This window comes from Tardiphaga sp., from assembly GCF_028290495.1.
Classification (GTDB): Bacteria; Pseudomonadota; Alphaproteobacteria; order Rhizobiales; family Xanthobacteraceae; genus Tardiphaga.
Genome location: NZ_JAQGJT010000165.1, coordinates 1 through 15,778 on the forward strand (window position 1 = coordinate 1; position 15,778 = coordinate 15,778).

At 59.2% G+C, this 15,778-nt stretch carries 15 protein-coding genes and 2 pseudogenes; 5 read left to right on the plus strand and 12 right to left on the minus strand.

What is annotated here, in order from left to right; translation table 11 throughout:
• Nucleotides 1-1,177, minus strand: a 1,177-nt coding sequence (locus tag JWQ24_RS24705) for a methyl-accepting chemotaxis protein (RefSeq protein WP_299813899.1), incomplete at its 3' end; no start/stop codon positions are given.
• 318 nt (nucleotides 1,178-1,495) lie between these two features.
• Nucleotides 1,496-3,187: a methyl-accepting chemotaxis protein gene (locus tag JWQ24_RS24710; protein WP_299813902.1), complete on the minus strand. Its 1,692-nt coding sequence runs from the start codon at nucleotides 3,185-3,187 to the stop codon at nucleotides 1,496-1,498.
• 1,486 nt (nucleotides 3,188-4,673) lie between these two features.
• Between JWQ24_RS24710 and JWQ24_RS24715 the strand changes: the two are divergent.
• A pseudogene (locus JWQ24_RS24715) lies at nucleotides 4,674-4,944 on the plus strand (SOS response-associated peptidase); the annotation flags it as partial.
• 592 nt (nucleotides 4,945-5,536) lie between these two features.
• Here JWQ24_RS24715 and JWQ24_RS24720 read toward each other — a convergent pair.
• From JWQ24_RS24720 to JWQ24_RS24735, 4 genes are all read right to left on the minus strand, one after another.
• The gene (locus JWQ24_RS24720) at nucleotides 5,537-5,758 is read right to left on the minus strand and encodes a DUF3551 domain-containing protein (protein ID WP_299813905.1); all 222 of its coding nucleotides are present in this window, start codon (nucleotides 5,756-5,758) and stop codon (nucleotides 5,537-5,539) included.
• A gap of 1,259 nt (nucleotides 5,759-7,017) precedes the next feature.
• The gene (locus JWQ24_RS24725; RefSeq protein WP_299813908.1) at nucleotides 7,018-7,662 is read right to left on the minus strand and encodes an HD domain-containing protein; all 645 of its coding nucleotides are present in this window, start codon (nucleotides 7,660-7,662) and stop codon (nucleotides 7,018-7,020) included.
• 34 nt (nucleotides 7,663-7,696) lie between these two features.
• Complete coding sequence (locus tag JWQ24_RS24730) at nucleotides 7,697-8,152, minus strand: carboxymuconolactone decarboxylase family protein (protein ID WP_299813911.1); 456 nt, start codon at nucleotides 8,150-8,152, stop codon at nucleotides 7,697-7,699.
• 19 nt (nucleotides 8,153-8,171) lie between these two features.
• Complete coding sequence (locus JWQ24_RS24735) at nucleotides 8,172-8,585, minus strand: cupin domain-containing protein (protein WP_299813914.1); 414 nt, start codon at nucleotides 8,583-8,585, stop codon at nucleotides 8,172-8,174.
• A gap of 84 nt (nucleotides 8,586-8,669) precedes the next feature.
• Here JWQ24_RS24735 and JWQ24_RS24740 point away from each other — a divergent pair, with 84 nt between their 5' ends.
• From JWQ24_RS24740 to JWQ24_RS24755, 4 genes are all read left to right on the plus strand, one after another.
• A complete protein-coding gene (locus JWQ24_RS24740; protein ID WP_299813917.1) occupies nucleotides 8,670-10,082 on the plus strand; it encodes a PLP-dependent aminotransferase family protein in 1,413 nt (470 codons plus the stop codon).
• Between the two features lie 774 nt (nucleotides 10,083-10,856).
• Nucleotides 10,857-11,345: a ferritin-like domain-containing protein gene (locus JWQ24_RS24745; RefSeq protein WP_299813920.1), complete on the plus strand. Its 489-nt coding sequence runs from the start codon at nucleotides 10,857-10,859 to the stop codon at nucleotides 11,343-11,345.
• 175 nt (nucleotides 11,346-11,520) lie between these two features.
• Nucleotides 11,521-11,673, plus strand: a complete 153-nt coding sequence (locus tag JWQ24_RS24750) for a hypothetical protein (RefSeq protein WP_299813922.1) — start codon at nucleotides 11,521-11,523, stop codon at nucleotides 11,671-11,673.
• 481 nt (nucleotides 11,674-12,154) lie between these two features.
• On the plus strand, nucleotides 12,155-12,349 hold the full coding sequence (locus JWQ24_RS24755; RefSeq protein ID WP_299813925.1) for a hypothetical protein: 195 nt from the start codon (nucleotides 12,155-12,157) through the stop codon (nucleotides 12,347-12,349).
• Between the two features lie 359 nt (nucleotides 12,350-12,708).
• Here JWQ24_RS24755 and JWQ24_RS24760 read toward each other — a convergent pair whose 3' ends face one another.
• The 6 genes and pseudogenes from JWQ24_RS24760 to JWQ24_RS24785 form a co-directional block, all read right to left on the minus strand.
• The gene (locus JWQ24_RS24760) at nucleotides 12,709-13,257 is read right to left on the minus strand and encodes a PepSY domain-containing protein (RefSeq protein WP_299813928.1); all 549 of its coding nucleotides are present in this window, start codon (nucleotides 13,255-13,257) and stop codon (nucleotides 12,709-12,711) included.
• 300 nt (nucleotides 13,258-13,557) lie between these two features.
• Nucleotides 13,558-13,884: a PilZ domain-containing protein gene (locus JWQ24_RS24765; protein ID WP_299813940.1), complete on the minus strand. Its 327-nt coding sequence runs from the start codon at nucleotides 13,882-13,884 to the stop codon at nucleotides 13,558-13,560.
• Between the two features lie 379 nt (nucleotides 13,885-14,263).
• A complete protein-coding gene (locus JWQ24_RS24770) occupies nucleotides 14,264-14,836 on the minus strand; it encodes a hypothetical protein (RefSeq protein ID WP_299813931.1) in 573 nt (190 codons plus the stop codon).
• A gap of 107 nt (nucleotides 14,837-14,943) precedes the next feature.
• Complete coding sequence (locus tag JWQ24_RS24775; protein WP_299813934.1) at nucleotides 14,944-15,300, minus strand: hypothetical protein; 357 nt, start codon at nucleotides 15,298-15,300, stop codon at nucleotides 14,944-14,946.
• A 10-nt stretch (nucleotides 15,301-15,310) separates the two neighbouring features.
• The gene (locus JWQ24_RS24780; protein WP_299813937.1) at nucleotides 15,311-15,529 is read right to left on the minus strand and encodes a hypothetical protein; all 219 of its coding nucleotides are present in this window, start codon (nucleotides 15,527-15,529) and stop codon (nucleotides 15,311-15,313) included.
• A pseudogene (locus JWQ24_RS24785) lies at nucleotides 15,519-15,778 on the minus strand (hypothetical protein); the annotation flags it as partial. The pseudogene JWQ24_RS24785 and the gene JWQ24_RS24780, both read right to left, overlap by 11 nt.

The following is a 15,778-nucleotide window of genomic DNA, read 5'->3' on the forward strand; positions in this document are numbered from 1 at the left end:
CGCCGATCCGCGCGGCCGCCTTGGCGAGTTCGCCGACGCGATCGTTGGTGCGGCGGGCCTGATCGACGGCCTGGCCGGCGATGGTCGCAGATTCCTGCACCTGGCGGCTGATCTCGTTGACCGACGACGCCATCTCCTCGGTGGCGGAAGCGACCGACTGCACGTTGGTCGAGGCTTCTTCGGACGCCGCCGCGACGGCGGTCGTCAGTTCCTGCGAACGCTCGGCGGTGGCGGTCAGCGTGCCGGCCGAGGCCTCCAGTTCGGTCGAGGCCGACGACACGGTATCGACGATCTCGCCGATCAACGCTTCGAAATCGCGGGTGATGCCATCGACGCGACGTCCGCGCTCGATCTTGGCGTCAGCATCGACCATCGCGGCCTGGTCGGCGGCGCGCTTGTCGATCAGCGCCTGCTTGAACACCTGCAGCGAGTCCGCCATCACGCCCATTTCGGTGCGGGCTCCCTGATGCGGCACGATGGCCGTGAGATCGCCGGTGCCGAGCGCCTGCATCGGTTTCACGATGGATGTGATACCCGCCGAAACGTCGCGCACCAGCAGGATGGCGGCGCCGACGCCGATGACAATCGCCAGCACCAGCGAACCAATCACCAGCTTGATGGCGGTCGCAAAGCTGTCGGCAGCCAACTGGCTGGCTACGGCCGCGCCCTTGTTGTTGAGATCGACGTTTGCCTGCAGGGCGTCATCGGACTTCACGCCGATCGGCACAGCCTTCGCATTGAGCTCGCGGGCTTCCTTGTCGGCGCCCTTGCTGGACAGCACGACGGCCTGCTTCGCGGCGGTTTCGTACTCGGCCCAGAATTTCACGAAGGTCTCGTACAACGCGCGCTCTTCCGGCGCGGTGATCATCGGCTCGTACTGCTTGCGGGCCTTCTCCAGCTCATCGCCATAGCGCTTGATCGATTTTTCCTGGGCCTCCATGGCGGCGGGACTGTCGGCAAGCAGATGCGCGCGCACCACCGAACGGTAGCTGATCGCCGACGCCCGCAGATTTCCGAGAACCTTGACGCTCGGAAGCCAATTCTCCGAGATGTCTGTGGTGGCGGTGTTGATCGTATACATCTGCTTGATCGCCAGCGCGCCCATGGCGGACATCGCCAGCAACAGGAACGAAACAACGACGGTGATTTTGGCGCGGATGGAAAGGCTGGCGAGCATAACGGGAAATTCCTGGGTCTTGACCGATGAGGGCTGGCTAAAGATTTTCTTTGAAAGTAACCCGAGCGCGGGTGGCGATGCGTCGGAGGGAAACCGGGCGCAAATGGCGGTCGGGTGTTCCCGGGGCCAAATTGCCGCCGTACGGTTAAGAAGCTGTGCAACGCAATTTCCGACGCTGCGGCGCTGACGGTAGGCAGGTGACGGTTCGCCTCAATATCGGTAACAGCCAACCGTTGCCGCCCCGCCTCGCGAACGCCCGCTGAAAATAAAAAAGCCGGCGCTCGCGCGCCGGCTTTTTTCGATGATGGATGGCGGCGATTACGCGGCGCGCACGGAGTCGAGGAACTTGCCGACCTCGGCCTTGAGCCGGTTGCTGTCCAGCGACAGCGATTGCGCCGCCGACAGCACGTGCGACGACGCCGAACCGGTCTCGCTGGCGCCGCGCTGCACGTCGGTGATGTTGGCAGAAACCTGCATCGTGCCATGCGCCGCCTGCTGCACGTTACGGGAAATCTCCTGCGTTGCAGCGCCCTGCTCTTCAACCGCTGAAGCGATGGTCGAGGCGATCTCCGACATCCGTCCGATGGTAGTGCCGATCTCCTTGATGGCGCCGACGGATTCCCGCGTCGCTGCCTGAATGCCGTTGATCTGCGTGCTGATCTCGCCGGTCGCTTTCGCGGTCTGCTCGGCCAGTGCCTTCACTTCCGACGCTACCACCGCGAAGCCGCGGCCGGCATCGCCGGCGCGCGCGGCCTCGATCGTGGCGTTCAACGCCAGCAGGTTGGTCTGGCCGGCGATGGTGTTGATGAGTTCAACGACATCGCCGATCCGCGCCGCCGCCTTGGCGAGTTCGCCGACGCGATCGTTGGTCTTGCGGGCCTGCTCGACGGCCTGGTTGGCGATCGTCGCGGATTCCTGCACCTGGCGGCTGATCTCGTTGACCGACGACGCCATCTCCTCGGTCGCCGACGCCACCGACTGCACATTCGTAGAAGCTTCCTCCGACGCAGCTGCCACTGCAGTTGTGAGCTGCTGCGAGCGCTCGGCGGTCGCGGTCAGCGTGCCGGCCGAGGCTTCCAGTTCGGTCGAGGCCGACGACACGGTATCGACGATCTCGCCGATCATCGATTCGAAATCACGGGTGATGCTATCGACGCGACGGCCGCGCTCGATCTTGGCTTCGGCGTCGACCATCGCGGCTTCATCCGCGGCCTTCTTGTCGATCAACGCCTGCTTGAACACCTGCAGCGCGTCACCCATCGAGCCGATCTCGGTCTTCATGCCCTGGTGCGGCACGATGGCCGAGAGATCGCCGGCGCCCAGCGCCTGCATCGGCTTCACGATCGAAGCGATGCCGCTGGAGACATCCTTGACCAAGTAGATGCCGACCCCGATGCCGAGCACGGCGGATACCGTCAGGATAGCCACGATCAGCCTGAAGGCGGAGTCGTAGCTCGCGCCGGCATCGGCACCGGCCGATGCCGCGCCCCTATCGTTCAGCGCGATATCTTTGTCAAGCAGCGCATCCGACTTCATGCCTAACGGATTGACGGTTTTTGTGTTGAGCTCGCTGGCGTCATGGGGGATCTTTCCGACGCTGCCGCGCGACAATGCCATCACCTGCAGGGTGGCTTTTTTGTATTCGTCCCAGTTCACGCTCCACTCCTCGAAGATCGCGCGTTCTTCGGGCGAGGTGATCAACAGGACGTAGGTCGCCCGGATCTTAGCGTCGCGCTCAACCAGCCCCTCCAGTGTCTTTTCCACGATCAACTTATCTTCGAGCGTCTCTGCCAGCAAATGGGACCGGAGCACATTGCGGTAGTTGATGGCGCCCGAGCGCAGTTCCCCCAACGCCTTGACGCTCGGCAGCCAGCTGGCCTGGAGATCGACCGCATTGGCGTTGATCGCCTGCATCTTCCGTACCGCCAGCAGCCCCATGCCCGTCATGGCGATCAGCAGAAATGCAAGTACAATCGTGATCTTGGTGCGAATAGACAGTTTGGCGAGCATGAAATCTCCGTTCGAACTTGACCGACGGAGTCGATCAGTCGCTATGCTGCTAATGAATAAGGGGGATTGCAGTGAGGCAAAGCGTCGCTGGTGGCTCCTTGTTATGTGTGATTTGCGTTAACCCGCCATGAACATTCTTTGATTTTGGTTGGGCGGGTGCAACCGATAGGTCGGGCGGCAGCATACTCGCGACCGCGGAGACCGATCGTACAAGATGCTCTCGGTCCTGGTTCGCGCTGACGCCGTCGAGGCCGTTCGGCCGGCGGCGGCCACCGCGTGCGGCCTGAAAGGAAAAAGCCGCGCCCGGGAATGTCGGCGTCGGCATCGACGCCAGACTGTCCGGCCCCGCGGGCAACACGACCTCCGACATTGATGGCATGGAGATTTCGCAAACAGAGAAGGCCTGGCAGATCTGCCGGGCCTTTCAAATTTCATCGTAATCTAGGACGCGTGTACCGTCACGAGCGACGGCAAACTAATTGCACCTTTGAGCGAGACGCAGGAATTCCGAGCAGATTCAGCGAAAGCATTTTGGAACCCCTGGGAAATAGCAAATGGCTGGCATCAGCCCTCTTAAGCAGGGATGACGCCGGCGCCAACAGCCGTTAGGCTGCACGGATGCCCAAGCGCTTGAAGCGCGACGCTGTCCTCGGATCTTCACCCACTACGTTCCGGGTGATCCTGACCATGGAAGATGGTTACCGCCTCCACATTGGGAGCGTGAAGAAGAAGACTGGCCGGGGCGTACGGGGAATGTATTGGGCATGGTCGGCGCCGGGCGCTCATGGTCAAGCCTCCACTCGTGAGGAGGCCGCGGAGGCTATTCGGGCTGCTTGGCTGGCTGTGACTGACGCTGCTATGGCGGCCATCCGCCGCGAGTAAGAATTGGCCTCCACCAATATGTCTTAGTAATTCGGCCGCTTCAGCAGGTCCGGCAGCCGGGGATGCCTTCGCTACCCGGCGCGCCTCCTCCCGCTTCATGTGATTGTCTGCATACTGAGCTGCGAGCGTGAAGATCCTCGCGATGTGAGACCGAGCAGATGAAGAACCCGGTCGCATCGAACACCCGGAAGCACTGATCGTCGCCTTCTTGGACCGACCACGGCGGGGTGAATTTGCGCAGGTTGTCCATCATCGCCGTACGGTCGGCCCGTTGATGACCTTTCCCGAGGCGTAGGTCGGCCGCTTCAGCCTTTCCTCCCCGTTCAGGCGCTCACGCTCAGCGCAAAGCCCATCCACCTTCTCCTGCATTCGGGCCAGAAGCGCGTCCGCAGACGTCGTGCTGACGCCGGCCTTGGCCAGTTGCTGGATATCTTTCCGCTGCCGGCGGATCTGTACGCATGCGCTCTATTTCGACCCTGATATGGTCCAGTCCCACAGCCATCTCCAATTCGGAGTCACGAGAACAAAACGGAAACATTTTGGCAAGCCGCTAGGGGTTGTGGGGTGGGTGGACCCCGCCAGCTAGACGAGACAAACTGCCGGAATGTGCAACCTTTACTCGATGACAAAGAACCAGGCGGCGATCCGGAACCTGTTCAAAGTGGAACGGGACAGCGCCGGCAACTTGCCCTCCATGCCGGGCCATCTTTCCGGACTACCCCGCCCCGATCGTGCGCAATACCGCGGATGGGCGAGAACTGGCACTCGCCCGATGGGGCATGCCGTCGTCGCAACTCGCGCTGATGCAGGCTGCCAAGAAGCGCGCCGCGAAGCTGGAGGCGAAGGGCAAGCAAATCGACTTCGCGGACTTGCTATGTTACTGATAGCTGCTGCTATCCTTCCGTTGCTGGCGGTGGCCGGATGGTTCCTTTTTCGATAAAGCCCATACGTCAAAATGGCTGCCCCCCGGGGCTCTTCGCCACACGTACGGCTGGGCTGCAATTGAGTAGACGTCCACTCGCAACTATCGCATTACTGTACAACCACAGGATCATATGCGAATTGCGCCTCCCGGGAGGTTAGCCGTGCCTACGCATCCAACATTTAGATCGTGGAAACCGGAAGAGATCACCCGCTTAATTGAGTTATCCGATAGCGGCGCGACACGACTGCGAGCCTGCGCGGCGCTCAACCGGTCCGCTAACGCGGTGGCGACTAAAGCCCGTGAATTGGGAAAGCCCCTGCCTGGCGCTCGGAAGGTGAGAGCTGGCCTCAGGGCGACCGGTGCGATTAATGGCTGAGCTCATGCGCGTCATATTTGCTGTGTGCGCGACCGGGCTAGTCGGCGCGCTAGCATTTTTCGCGATCCGATTCCTCACGGGTTTGTGGATTAGCTCGGAGCGGAGTGGCATGAGGCCGGCCTTTGAGCCGTATCATCTGGCCGATGATGCGGCTCCAGGGCTTCGCTCAGTGACGCCTTGAACGGTTACCGTAGGCAAGGCGCGGATTCCGGATACAGTCACCGCCCGCGCCGCTCACGGTCGCTTGGCATTGTCGAAACGACGTGAAGGAGCATTGCGGGTTGCCGCCAGTGGTCGGAGACCTTTGGCACCACTGATAGTCCTTAGCCGCTGCTGGAACTGCACTGAGGGCGACGAGAGCCGCAGACGCAATGAGCAATGAGCGCATGTTGAATTCCTCTAATGGCGCCCTGTTGCGCCACTGTGCAAATCCTCTGCGTCGAGTCGTGTTCCTTCTCTCGATGTTTCAATACAACAAAAAAAGCCGCATCACTCTTCAGAGTGGCGCGGCTTGTCGAGGGAGCGTATTAGGCGATTAAATGAGAGAGCCCCGTGTGCGAAGGGGAATGGCATCCGGAGCTCTCCCTGCCCCGCGTCGCGGCAGGGACGCAGTGCAAAGGCGCAACGGCGATAGTCCGAAGTTGTTCCGCAAAACGCAAAAAGCCGCGTCGTCCCGAAGGATAGCGCGGCTAAGAATTAGGGTTAACGTAACTTAGTATCACAAGGCCGATCTGCCCCCTGCTACCTACCGAAGTAATCGCACCTTGGGGACCCATGAAGCATTCAGTTTGGAATTTTTCGGTTTTGGCCGCGGGCGCAGGCCTGATTGTAATTATGGCGGCATCGATTGTGATGTTGCTGCCACTTATGGTCGTACTTGAAGTTAGTCGCAGATTTACGTGGAGCCTCCCATGGTGGCGTCATAACTCGCTCGCTCCCGCGGCCCTTATCGAAGAGCCAAGCTTGACGATCGTTAAATAATTAGCGCCAACGAAAATTATTGGACTCCCGTCCAAGCCGCTGCCAACCGGCGGCTGCACCGATTGCCATGCCGTTGTGCGAGGATGAGGCCTGCCTCACAGCGCGTTACACTGCCTGAATGCCGGAACTAACACGACGCAGAACCTGGGGCCCGGAGTACGAAGACTGGTCGATCTATTACGGGGACATGGGGTTGGTCGGATCATGGTGCACCCCGGCACGTCGCAGGCCATGTGGCGCTGGGTGGTCGGCTTCTATCCCGGGGTGCATCCAAACCAGAACCTGACGAGGAGCGCGGATTGCGCTGCGGCTGCTCGATGTCTTAGGCGGGGCTTACCCGAGAAATTGATCTTTGATGGAAAGTCCGATGGGCACTTGTCGTTACGGCTTCATTCCTTCCCAACAACCCTGCCGCTGTAGTTAACGTTTCCGATAGCTGTCGGTGCGGTTAAATATCTTTTTTGAAATTTTGCCTCCAACCATGAACATGCAATTCGGCCGACCGAGTTCCGTGGTATTTAGAACTGAATTTGCTGAAAAGCTTAGACCCATTTCGATCCCCAATTAGCGCGAATGTCTCTGTTTAAAAGCGGCTAACACCGCATGTGAAGCCATGTTCTTCTCCGCAGTACTCATCCACAAACAGGCTGCTCCGCTTCTTTTGGTTCAGCTATTCCACTTTGAAGCAAGGATGATGCTGCACATATCGATCCGCCGAAAGTGAGGATCTTTGAAAGCCAGGACGTCATCGTTAAAGGTTCCGAAGGTACTGTTGGGACGGTGCTTCATGCCGTGATAAAAAGCTTCAATGATTCCATGTTTGAAGTCGATTTCTCGAGGAAACGCTGCAACAACGGCAGCTCGCTGCGCATCGGTAAACTGCTCATAGCCGCGGCCGGCCACATCCATGCCGGCCCCTGCCTGCACCAGCGCGATCTCCGGACGCATAAATTCCGGTATGCCAGGCGTCGTGTGAAGAGCGACAGCACTCCAAACCGTCTCAATATCGCTTTCGGAAATGCCGTGTCCTTTGAGAAAATCACGCGCAGCATTCGCTCCGTCAACCTCGAACCGTAGCGGGCTATCTTCATAACGTGCGGTCAGGCCAATGTCATGGAACATGGCAGCTGCATACAGCAGTTCCGGATCAAAGGTCAGCCCCATCCGGTCCCCCGTCAAGGCACCCCAAAAGTAAACGCGAACCGAGTGATGGAAGAGTAGATCGCTTTCTGTATCCCGAATGAACTGTGTTGTTTCGCGTGCCAATTGGCTATCTGGAATTTTTACGCCGGAAATCTCGTCTACGACCATGGTCTAAACTCCATCACATTGTTGCAACGCCGGCTCAATTTTCGATGGCGGCCAGCGGCGTGTTGCGGAAGCTGATGGCCATGCGGTTATAGCTGTTCATCAGGCTGATCGCTATGGTGAGATCCACGAGCTGTTTCTCGTCGAAAACCTCGCGCGCGGCGTTGTAAGCGCTATCCGGCACACCAGTTTCCGCGACGCGCGTCACGCTCTCGGCCCAGGCAAGCGCGGCGCGCTCGGTCTGGCTGAAGAGACGGCCGCCCTCGTCCCAAGCCTGCAACAGCGCGATCTTCTCGATCTTCACCCCCCTCTTAATGAGGTCACGGGTGTGCATGTCGAGACAATAGGCACAGTTGTTGATCTGCGAGACCCGGAGATAGACAAGATCCACCAGTTCGGTCGGCAGACCGCTCTGCACGACATAGCCGTAGACGCCACCAAGCGCTTTGACTCCATTGGGAGCGATCTGGTTGTAATCGAGCCGGTTGGTCATGGTACTGATTCCTTCTGTCTTACTTGACGGGGGTGGTGAGCGCTTTGTCGTCGGAGTCGACGACGAAGACCGCGAGCAACTTTGCCGGGCTAGTCCTGCTCGCATTGCGGCTGACACGGTGGCTAGCGTTCGGCGGCTCGGACCAGCTCTCGCCGGCCTTGAAGATGTGGGTCTCGCCATCGTTCACCTTCGACTCGATCTCACCCGAGATTACATAGGCGTAGATGAACGCTGACTTCGCGTGTGTGTGCGGCGGGGAAGCCGCGCCCGGTGCATAGTCGACTTCCACAACGACGAGCGACTTGCCGGGGATGTTTGGAATCCCCTGATCGAATTTGGGCGTGACCGTTTCGCCGTCACGAGCCGAGGCAGGCCCCTCGAATGCTAAGGCAAGTGCGGCGCAGATAGCGGCGGCGATAGCGACGATCTTCATTGGCTTTCTCCTTCAGGCCAAAGATGCGCCCTGCTGGACCAGAAAAAAGTACCAAGAACGCAAAGAAATCATGTACTACGGCGTATGGATAAGCCGCTGAATCTGAGCCTCGATCGCGCGGCAAAAACATCGTTGACGGAGCAGATCCGACGAGGGGTGACGACAGCCATCGAAGGTGGCGTGCTGAAGCCAGGCGCGCGCTTGCCCTCATGGCAAGATCTCGCTGCCCAACTCGGTGTCGCGCGCGGCACGGTGCGGACCGCTTATGACAAGCTGGCGGCCGCCCAGTTAATCGAGGCCTCGCAAACGACCGGCACGCGCGTCGCCCAGCGTGCTCGCGCCGTCGTAAAGAGTGAACAACAACCGGCCGCAGGCTCGTTCATGGAAACCTATCGGGAGATGACGCAGGGACCTGCGTTCTTCCAGATGGGCGTGCCGGCAACCGAAACCTTTCCGTCGACCTTGTTCACGCGTATTCGTACGCATGCGGTCCGTGCCGAGGCGACTGCCTCGCCCCTCTATCCCGATCCGCGCGGCGAGCTTCAGCTGAGACGGGAAATCGCGGGCTATCTTGCGGTCGCCCGCGGCATCAATTGCGAGCCATCGCAGGTCATCGTCACAGGGGGATTCGGCGCAGGGCTCGGCCTGACGCTCAGCGTTCTTTGCCTGGATGGACACACCGCCTGGGTCGAAAATCCGGGTTTTCCCTGGTCAAGGAAGGGTCTCGAGCTCGCACGCCTATCCCTCGCGGCGATCCCGATCGATGCCAACGGTATCGATGTCGATCACGGCCTGCGCCACCATCCCGACGCGAAGCTCGTGGTCGTAACCCCCGGTCAGCAGGCGCCGCTCGGCCCCACCTTATCGCTCGAGCGGCGCCTTCGGCTGCTCGAATGGGCAGCCGCGAACCAGGTCTGGGTGATCGAAGATGATTATCTGAGCGAGCTACAACTGGTGGGTAGGGCTGCGCCAGCGCTCGCGTCACTCGACCGGAACGGACGCGTCATCCACATCGGCTCGTTCAGCAAGACGATCAGTCCGACTATTCGGCTTGGCTTCCTGGTCGCGCCGATCGACCTAATCTCCCGTTTCGCGGAGGTGGCAGCTTGTCTCGCACCGGCACCCGGCCCTGCGGTGCAACTCGCCGCGGCCGAGTTCATGTACGAGGGGCATTATATGCGCCATCTGCGGCGCACCAAACGCGCCTATGCCGCCAAGCGGCAGGCGCTGCTGGATTGCCTTCAGGCGTCCGTCGCCGCTGACCACGTTGCCGCACCCGGCTTAGCCGTGTTGCTGAAATTGCCGAGGAGAACATCGGACTTGGCGGTCGCACGTGAAGTCTCGGTGTTCGGCATGTCGCCGTCGCCGCTTTCATCCTGGTATGTGTCGCGCGACGGCGCCGAGTCTGGGCTTCTGCTTGGGGTAGCGACCTCGCCGACGAGGAACCTTGCTCAGATCTGTGATCGGCTCTTCGAAGTTATCCACCGGTTCACCTAATCAGCTTTAAAGCTGAATCATTGGCTATTGATGGTCCCGGCGCCCGAAGTGGATGGCGACGCCGACATTTCCTCGCTAGAGATATCGCCCTCGACTGAGGATGCTAAGCCGCTGGATTGATGAGGTTGCTCATCTATCGGGGGAGCGCTTGTCCCCGTTGCTTCAGGCGACTGCTATTGCGACGGCTGATTGCATTCAACGTGATGCGCCGCAACCAAGTCCATAGCTTTATGATGCCACATCTCCGCTTCGGCTAAATGCGCCCAGCTTTCCTATGGAAAAAACGAAGCTCGCTGACGGCACAGGTTTTCCATAGCACGACAGGTTTGAAGATCTTTCATTGGCCACCTCCCGCGTCCAAGGCGTCTGAATACTTGAACACAATGAATCGATTATACGGACCAGCGCCGCATGTTCCGAAGAATGCAGCAACAGTCAGCGGGGGCTCTCGTCATTCTTCAAAGTTGCAAGCCCATCAAGCACGATCGCCACGCGATGATAGCGTCGCGCGGCATTGGCTCGTACGCGAGCCAACCAGCGGCAATGAGCAGGTCCCAATGCCACGGTCAAAGCGACGATGCCTGCGCGCATGTCCAGCGTGCTCAAGCAACACTAGAAGCTTTAGTTCCAACGACGCGATCCAAACCGTGGGGCGAATTCGAAATTGATCTGGAACTCAACCCAATCTTCAACGTTTTACGCGCAAGCCGACCGGACGCCGTGACTAACCACTCCGCAAATCGTCGTTAAATTTCTATTTTTCAGGAGGTATCAATGGCCGACAAGAACCTCAACGATCTCTTCCTCGACACCCTTAAGGACATTTACTTCGCAGAAAAGCAAATCGTAAAAACCTTGCCTAAGATGGCGAAGGCCGCGAATTCGCCGAAGTTGTCTGCAGCTTTCGAAAAACATCAAGTCGAGACCGAGGGTCAGATAGAGCGGCTCGATGAGATTTTTGAACTGCTCGGCAAACCGGCTCGCGGCAAAACGTGCGATGCCATCTTGGGTATTATCGACGAAGGCAAGGAAATCATGGACGAGTACAAGGGGACCGCCGCATTGGACGCCGGTCTTCTCGCTGCTGCACAGGCCGTCGAGCACTATGAGATTTCCCGTTACGGCACCCTCAAATCTTGGGCGACAAAGCTCGGCATGAAGGACGCCGTTCGACTGCTCGATCAAACTCTCTTGGAAGAGAAGAAGACTGACGATACCTTGACGAAGCTTGCTGAAACGGAAGTAAATGCCGAAGCTGCCTAATTTTACATTCTATGCAGGTTTCGATGAAAATTGTGGCTTGCAAGCCATGGATGGAGTAGCGACATGGAAGCGCGCCGATAGCGGTGTGGAGCGATATTCCGCTCGCTCTGATGGGGTGCGAATCCGGTCTGGCGCAATAACCGCAAACTCGTGAGAGACCCTATCCGACGGAGAATTGACCATCTACGTCACGAGGGACACAGCTTTGGCGGATTTCGTGCAGCCCGGGCCGCGTGACCGTGAAGACATACTCGAACTGCTCGACCGCGACGACATCGTCGAGGCCGTCGACCGCCTCGAAGCCGCTATGGGCATGAAGGTGGGCTGAACAAAAAATGCCGCGCCACCCGGAAGGATGACGCGGCCAGTTGGGGGAGACGTCCCTGTCCGGGGCCGTCGTCGTGAAAATCCGCAAATTCGATTTTAGTTTCAATCTACCCTAACCCGCGCCAGCCCTGCATTGGCTGCAGCGCGCGACAGCACGATGCACAGGCAACGTGCTAAGGGCCGTTTCGAAGCATTCTTCCCACCTGATCAGCGCTTCGATCTCGACCTCAAGGACCGCCATCGTCAGGCGCAACCAGCGGATCATCTTGCCATAGTGGATAGATGAGAGCCCCGCTTGCACAGGGGGATTGGCATCCGATATCTCCCTGCCCCGCGTCGCGGCAGGGATGCAGTGCACAAGCGCAGAGGCAAATCCGGAGTAGTTCCGCAGAACGCAAAAAGCCGCGCTACCTGACGCAGCACCTCTGGACACCGCAAATTTACGCTGCAACGATCTAGAATCATCAATCTGGGAGGATCAGATGGCCAAATCGACAAAAAACACCGGAAAGCCTTGGACCGAGGATGATGTGAAGCAATTCAAGACGTTGGTAAAGGGAAACACCCCGACCCGCGTCATTGGCCTCAAGCTCGGCCGCACCGAGGCATCAGTTCAAAGCAAGGCCCAGCGCGAAGGCATCTCGCTGGCGCCCACGAACCGTAGTCCACGCGACTAGTCTCGCCCGTGCCGTTCTAAGCTCCTGGGGAGGCGCATAAAGCCGGCGTGCAATAGCTTTGCGAGGACCCGGCTGTATTCGCCGGCTGTTGCCCTGGATCGGCGCCATTCAATTTACCTCGACTGGCGGATGGTTCTCCTCGTCGGCGGTCGCGAGAATGACGTAGGGCCGAGCGTCCAGGCGGACTTGAGGTTAATCACCAGCTCGAACTTGGTCGGTCGCGTGGCCGGCAGGCCAACGGGCTTTTCGCCTGTGAGAACGCGGCCGGTACTCAGCTCGTGATGCAGAAAAGACCGTCGTGGAAACTGCACAGCCGTCTGGATTAAACAACAACGCGTTGGTGTTGCTTTCGAAGAGCCTTATTTGATTTGGCCGCTCTTGGGGTCGATAACAAACTTGGTCGTTGCACCCTTATTCACAATCGTCACTTCGTAAACTATCCGGCCGTTTGTCTCTTCAAGGCCAGCGCTGATGGCTTTTCCAGAACCTTTTTCTTCTGCCAGAGCGGTCGCTGCGGAAAGGTCGATTGAAGCTTTTTGCAAGCCAGCAAGCTCCAGCTGGTCCTCCTCGTCAAGTTTAGATACCGGTGTGGTCGTCCCTTCACCACCAATTATTTGTCCCGTCCAAGCATCGACAGCGCCTTCCCACACCTTGTTATCCTGATATGTCTTTACTTTGTAGGCTAGCTGACCTGCTTGGCTATCAAAGCTCACATCGATGACCTTCGCATCTTTATGTTTTTTCGCTGCAACCCTTATCGCCTCAGCAAGACTGACTTTCACTGTTTCGAAGGATTTTATTTCCTTCTCGGTGGATAGAACATCAGGCTCCGGCGCGCGTTGTGCCAAAGCAGACGTAGCAGCGCAAAAGATGAGGAGCGAAAGGATTTTCGTTTTGCACAGGAACACAGAGAGCCTCCTTCTACAGTTCGACGAAACTGGCGCTTAAAGCTGGGCTAAATGTAGGCGCGCGCAAGCTATTAGGATTTGGCTACGCGCTTATGAGTCCACGCCCTAGGTTCGTACCATTGTGAGATCATGATAAAGGGAACTAATGTTCCAATGGCAACGTACTAGCCACCTGCTGCTCGCGGTTGGGGGTGGTTTCTTGGCTTGTTGGGCTAACGGAAGGGCCGCAACCGGGCGCCGGCAGGCGGGCGTTCAAGAAACAAAAGCGCGCCGATCGTCTCTTTCCAAAGACGCCAGTTGCTAATGGGCCAGATCGTTTTTGCTCGGCTGATGAGATCGTACCTTCGTCTTCCTTCCAGGCAAGAGGAAAGTGACCCCCATCTTATCGCCGTTAATCCACGCGAGCTCGCAGCGCCGATAGGCAAGTCCTGTTGTCGAAAGCAACAGGAAGAACTCCGTCAGAGTAAGTCCCTCCACCGATTTTATTATCGTCAGACTGGCTCCCGATTCGGACGCCTCCGTCATGATGCAGGCCCGGCGCCAGGTACCGTCTATCGCCATGATGTGAGCGTCAAATCCGCGCTCGAAAACGACACCGACGTCTTTACATCGCTCTGAGTTTGTCATGTGAATCCTGGCAATTGTGCTGCCCTGTTTGCTAAGGCCAGCCACCTAAGGATCCGTGAAATTCTCTTCTAAAATGGGAAGAAGTGGCAATCTCATCCGGTGAGAATTCTTGTCCGGGAGCCCTGCGAGCTGAGGCTCATGAAGAGAGGTCCGCATGTCCAGGATGCCAAATACGACCCCTCATTGTCCAATGTGCAAGTCGCGCGTCGAACGTGTCTTGGTTGCTCCTTCACCATCGTTGAAATACGAAGCTCACACCTTCCAATGTCCGGCGTGCAGCTTCCAATGGACAGCCCGGGTTGACGCTGAACCTGCAAAACCTCCAACCCGCCCTACAAAGAAGCGAAGGCGCCCGAGTAAATAATGCGCCTCCAAACTATCACCCCGGCACCCTGTAACTAAGAGCCCGGTGCCGGTACGCGACTTCCTGCCAGCCGCGGCCACGGGGCGACGGATTCCAGACGTAGACCTGATTGCCCTCGACGCGGCTGACGATCGCGACGTGCCCGCCGCCGCGGCGCGACGAAACCGCAACGGCGCCCGGCACCGGACCCGACGCTCGACCCCACTGCAGATACGACAGCGCCAGCGCGCTCCCGGTACCCTTGATGCCCCGCTCGGCGAGCGCCGCACCGACATTGACGGCGCAGATCAGCCGGCCGGCGATATAGCGACCGGGGCGCGCGATGCGGTCGGCCCCCGTCTGCATGACAGCCAGCAGCCCCGTCGGCGGCACCTGACGGCTGGAAACTCTTTCCCGCTTCATCGTCACACGGATTGAGCGCACGCCATCCAGGAAGCCGCGGGGCGTTGCATCGGTATGCGAGCCACAGAAAGGCCGCATGATGTCGCCGGTCTCGACGCAGGCGAGCGCCCCGTGACGCCCCTGACGGGCGGCGGCAGGCATGGTGAACAGCGCACACAGCAAAGCTGCCACAAGGAAGCGGATCATGGTTTCTCCTATTGTGATGCTGAGGGGGCGGGGTTAAAGGGTGCGCCCCAAGGTGATAAGACCCGCCGCCGGCGCGCATAGATTCGGTTGTGCGTCGGGCTGTCTATTCAGGTGTGAGCGCCAGTCGGAATTCGGCTCTCGAGCAGCCGGTCCAGACGCGAGGTGATGCCCTTTAGATCCTCGCGAAGGTTGTCGAACTGCGCCTCGTGGCGGACGACGTGTTCCTTGAGGTCGTCGTGATTGACGAACTCTTTCTCGGCGTAGCGCTGAAATGTCGACAGCTCGGCCTGAAGCACGTCGATCTTCAAATTGGCCTGCACCGCGCGTAGGCCGGCGCCGCTGGCCTCGGTCTTGGCCTCGGTAATCTGGCGCTGCATGTTCATCCAGAAGGTCGCAAAGCCAATCGAGCAGGCGACCGCCGACGCACCGGCGCCGATGATTCCCCAGAAAATTCCATCTGCCATTGGTCCGCTTTCATTCCACGACGTCGCGGCCGAACCGCTGGCGCTGTTGCTTCTGACAGGTACGCGTCGCTACAAGATTGCCGTTGGCCTGCCCCAGCGCGGCCCTGTGGCGCGCCACCGAGACTTTGGCGCCCTGCCCCTTGCTGACGGCTGGATATGGCACCGTGGACGCCAGCAGCTCGCAGTCGCGCGGGATCTGCACCGTCGCCACGGTCGGGCTACCGGGCAATGTCGTGCAGGCTGCGCACGTCAGAGTCATCGAGATCGCAGCCGCAAGCCGTCGGCAGATTCGAAAGCCGTTCTTCATAGTCGGTCACCTTTTGATTGGCGGTTGCGGCGCTGGCTTCAGCCTCGGCCCGGAGCCGTGCGGCGGTGTCTGCGGTCTGCCGTTGCGTCTCGAGTTGGAGATTTGAGAAGGCCAGATCGATTTTGACGCGCGCGAGCTCGGCGCTCTCGTCGGAAAGCCTATGGCCAATGC

Excerpts from the sequence above, each read along its gene's own strand:
- JWQ24_RS24710 (WP_299813902.1), bottom strand. The coding sequence starts at position 3,187 with ATGCTCGCCAAACTGTCTATTCGCACCAAGATCACGATTGTACTTGCA.
- JWQ24_RS24725 (WP_299813908.1), bottom strand. The coding sequence starts at position 7,662 with ATGGTCGTAGACGAGATTTCCGGCGTAAAAATTCCAGATAGCCAATTG.
- JWQ24_RS24770 (WP_299813931.1), bottom strand. The coding sequence starts at position 14,836 with ATGATCCGCTTCCTTGTGGCAGCTTTGCTGTGTGCGCTGTTCACCATG.
- JWQ24_RS24730 (WP_299813911.1), bottom strand. The coding sequence starts at position 8,152 with ATGACCAACCGGCTCGATTACAACCAGATCGCTCCCAATGGAGTCAAA.
- JWQ24_RS24755 (WP_299813925.1), top strand. The coding sequence starts at position 12,155 with ATGGCCAAATCGACAAAAAACACCGGAAAGCCTTGGACCGAGGATGAT.
- JWQ24_RS24740 (WP_299813917.1), top strand. The coding sequence starts at position 8,670 with ATGGATAAGCCGCTGAATCTGAGCCTCGATCGCGCGGCAAAAACATCG.
- JWQ24_RS24735 (WP_299813914.1), bottom strand. The coding sequence starts at position 8,585 with ATGAAGATCGTCGCTATCGCCGCCGCTATCTGCGCCGCACTTGCCTTA.
- JWQ24_RS24720 (WP_299813905.1), bottom strand. The coding sequence starts at position 5,758 with ATGCGCTCATTGCTCATTGCGTCTGCGGCTCTCGTCGCCCTCAGTGCA.
- JWQ24_RS24765 (WP_299813940.1), bottom strand. The coding sequence starts at position 13,884 with ATGACAAACTCAGAGCGATGTAAAGACGTCGGTGTCGTTTTCGAGCGC.
- JWQ24_RS24775 (WP_299813934.1), bottom strand. The coding sequence starts at position 15,300 with ATGGCAGATGGAATTTTCTGGGGAATCATCGGCGCCGGTGCGTCGGCG.
- JWQ24_RS24745 (WP_299813920.1), top strand. The coding sequence starts at position 10,857 with ATGGCCGACAAGAACCTCAACGATCTCTTCCTCGACACCCTTAAGGAC.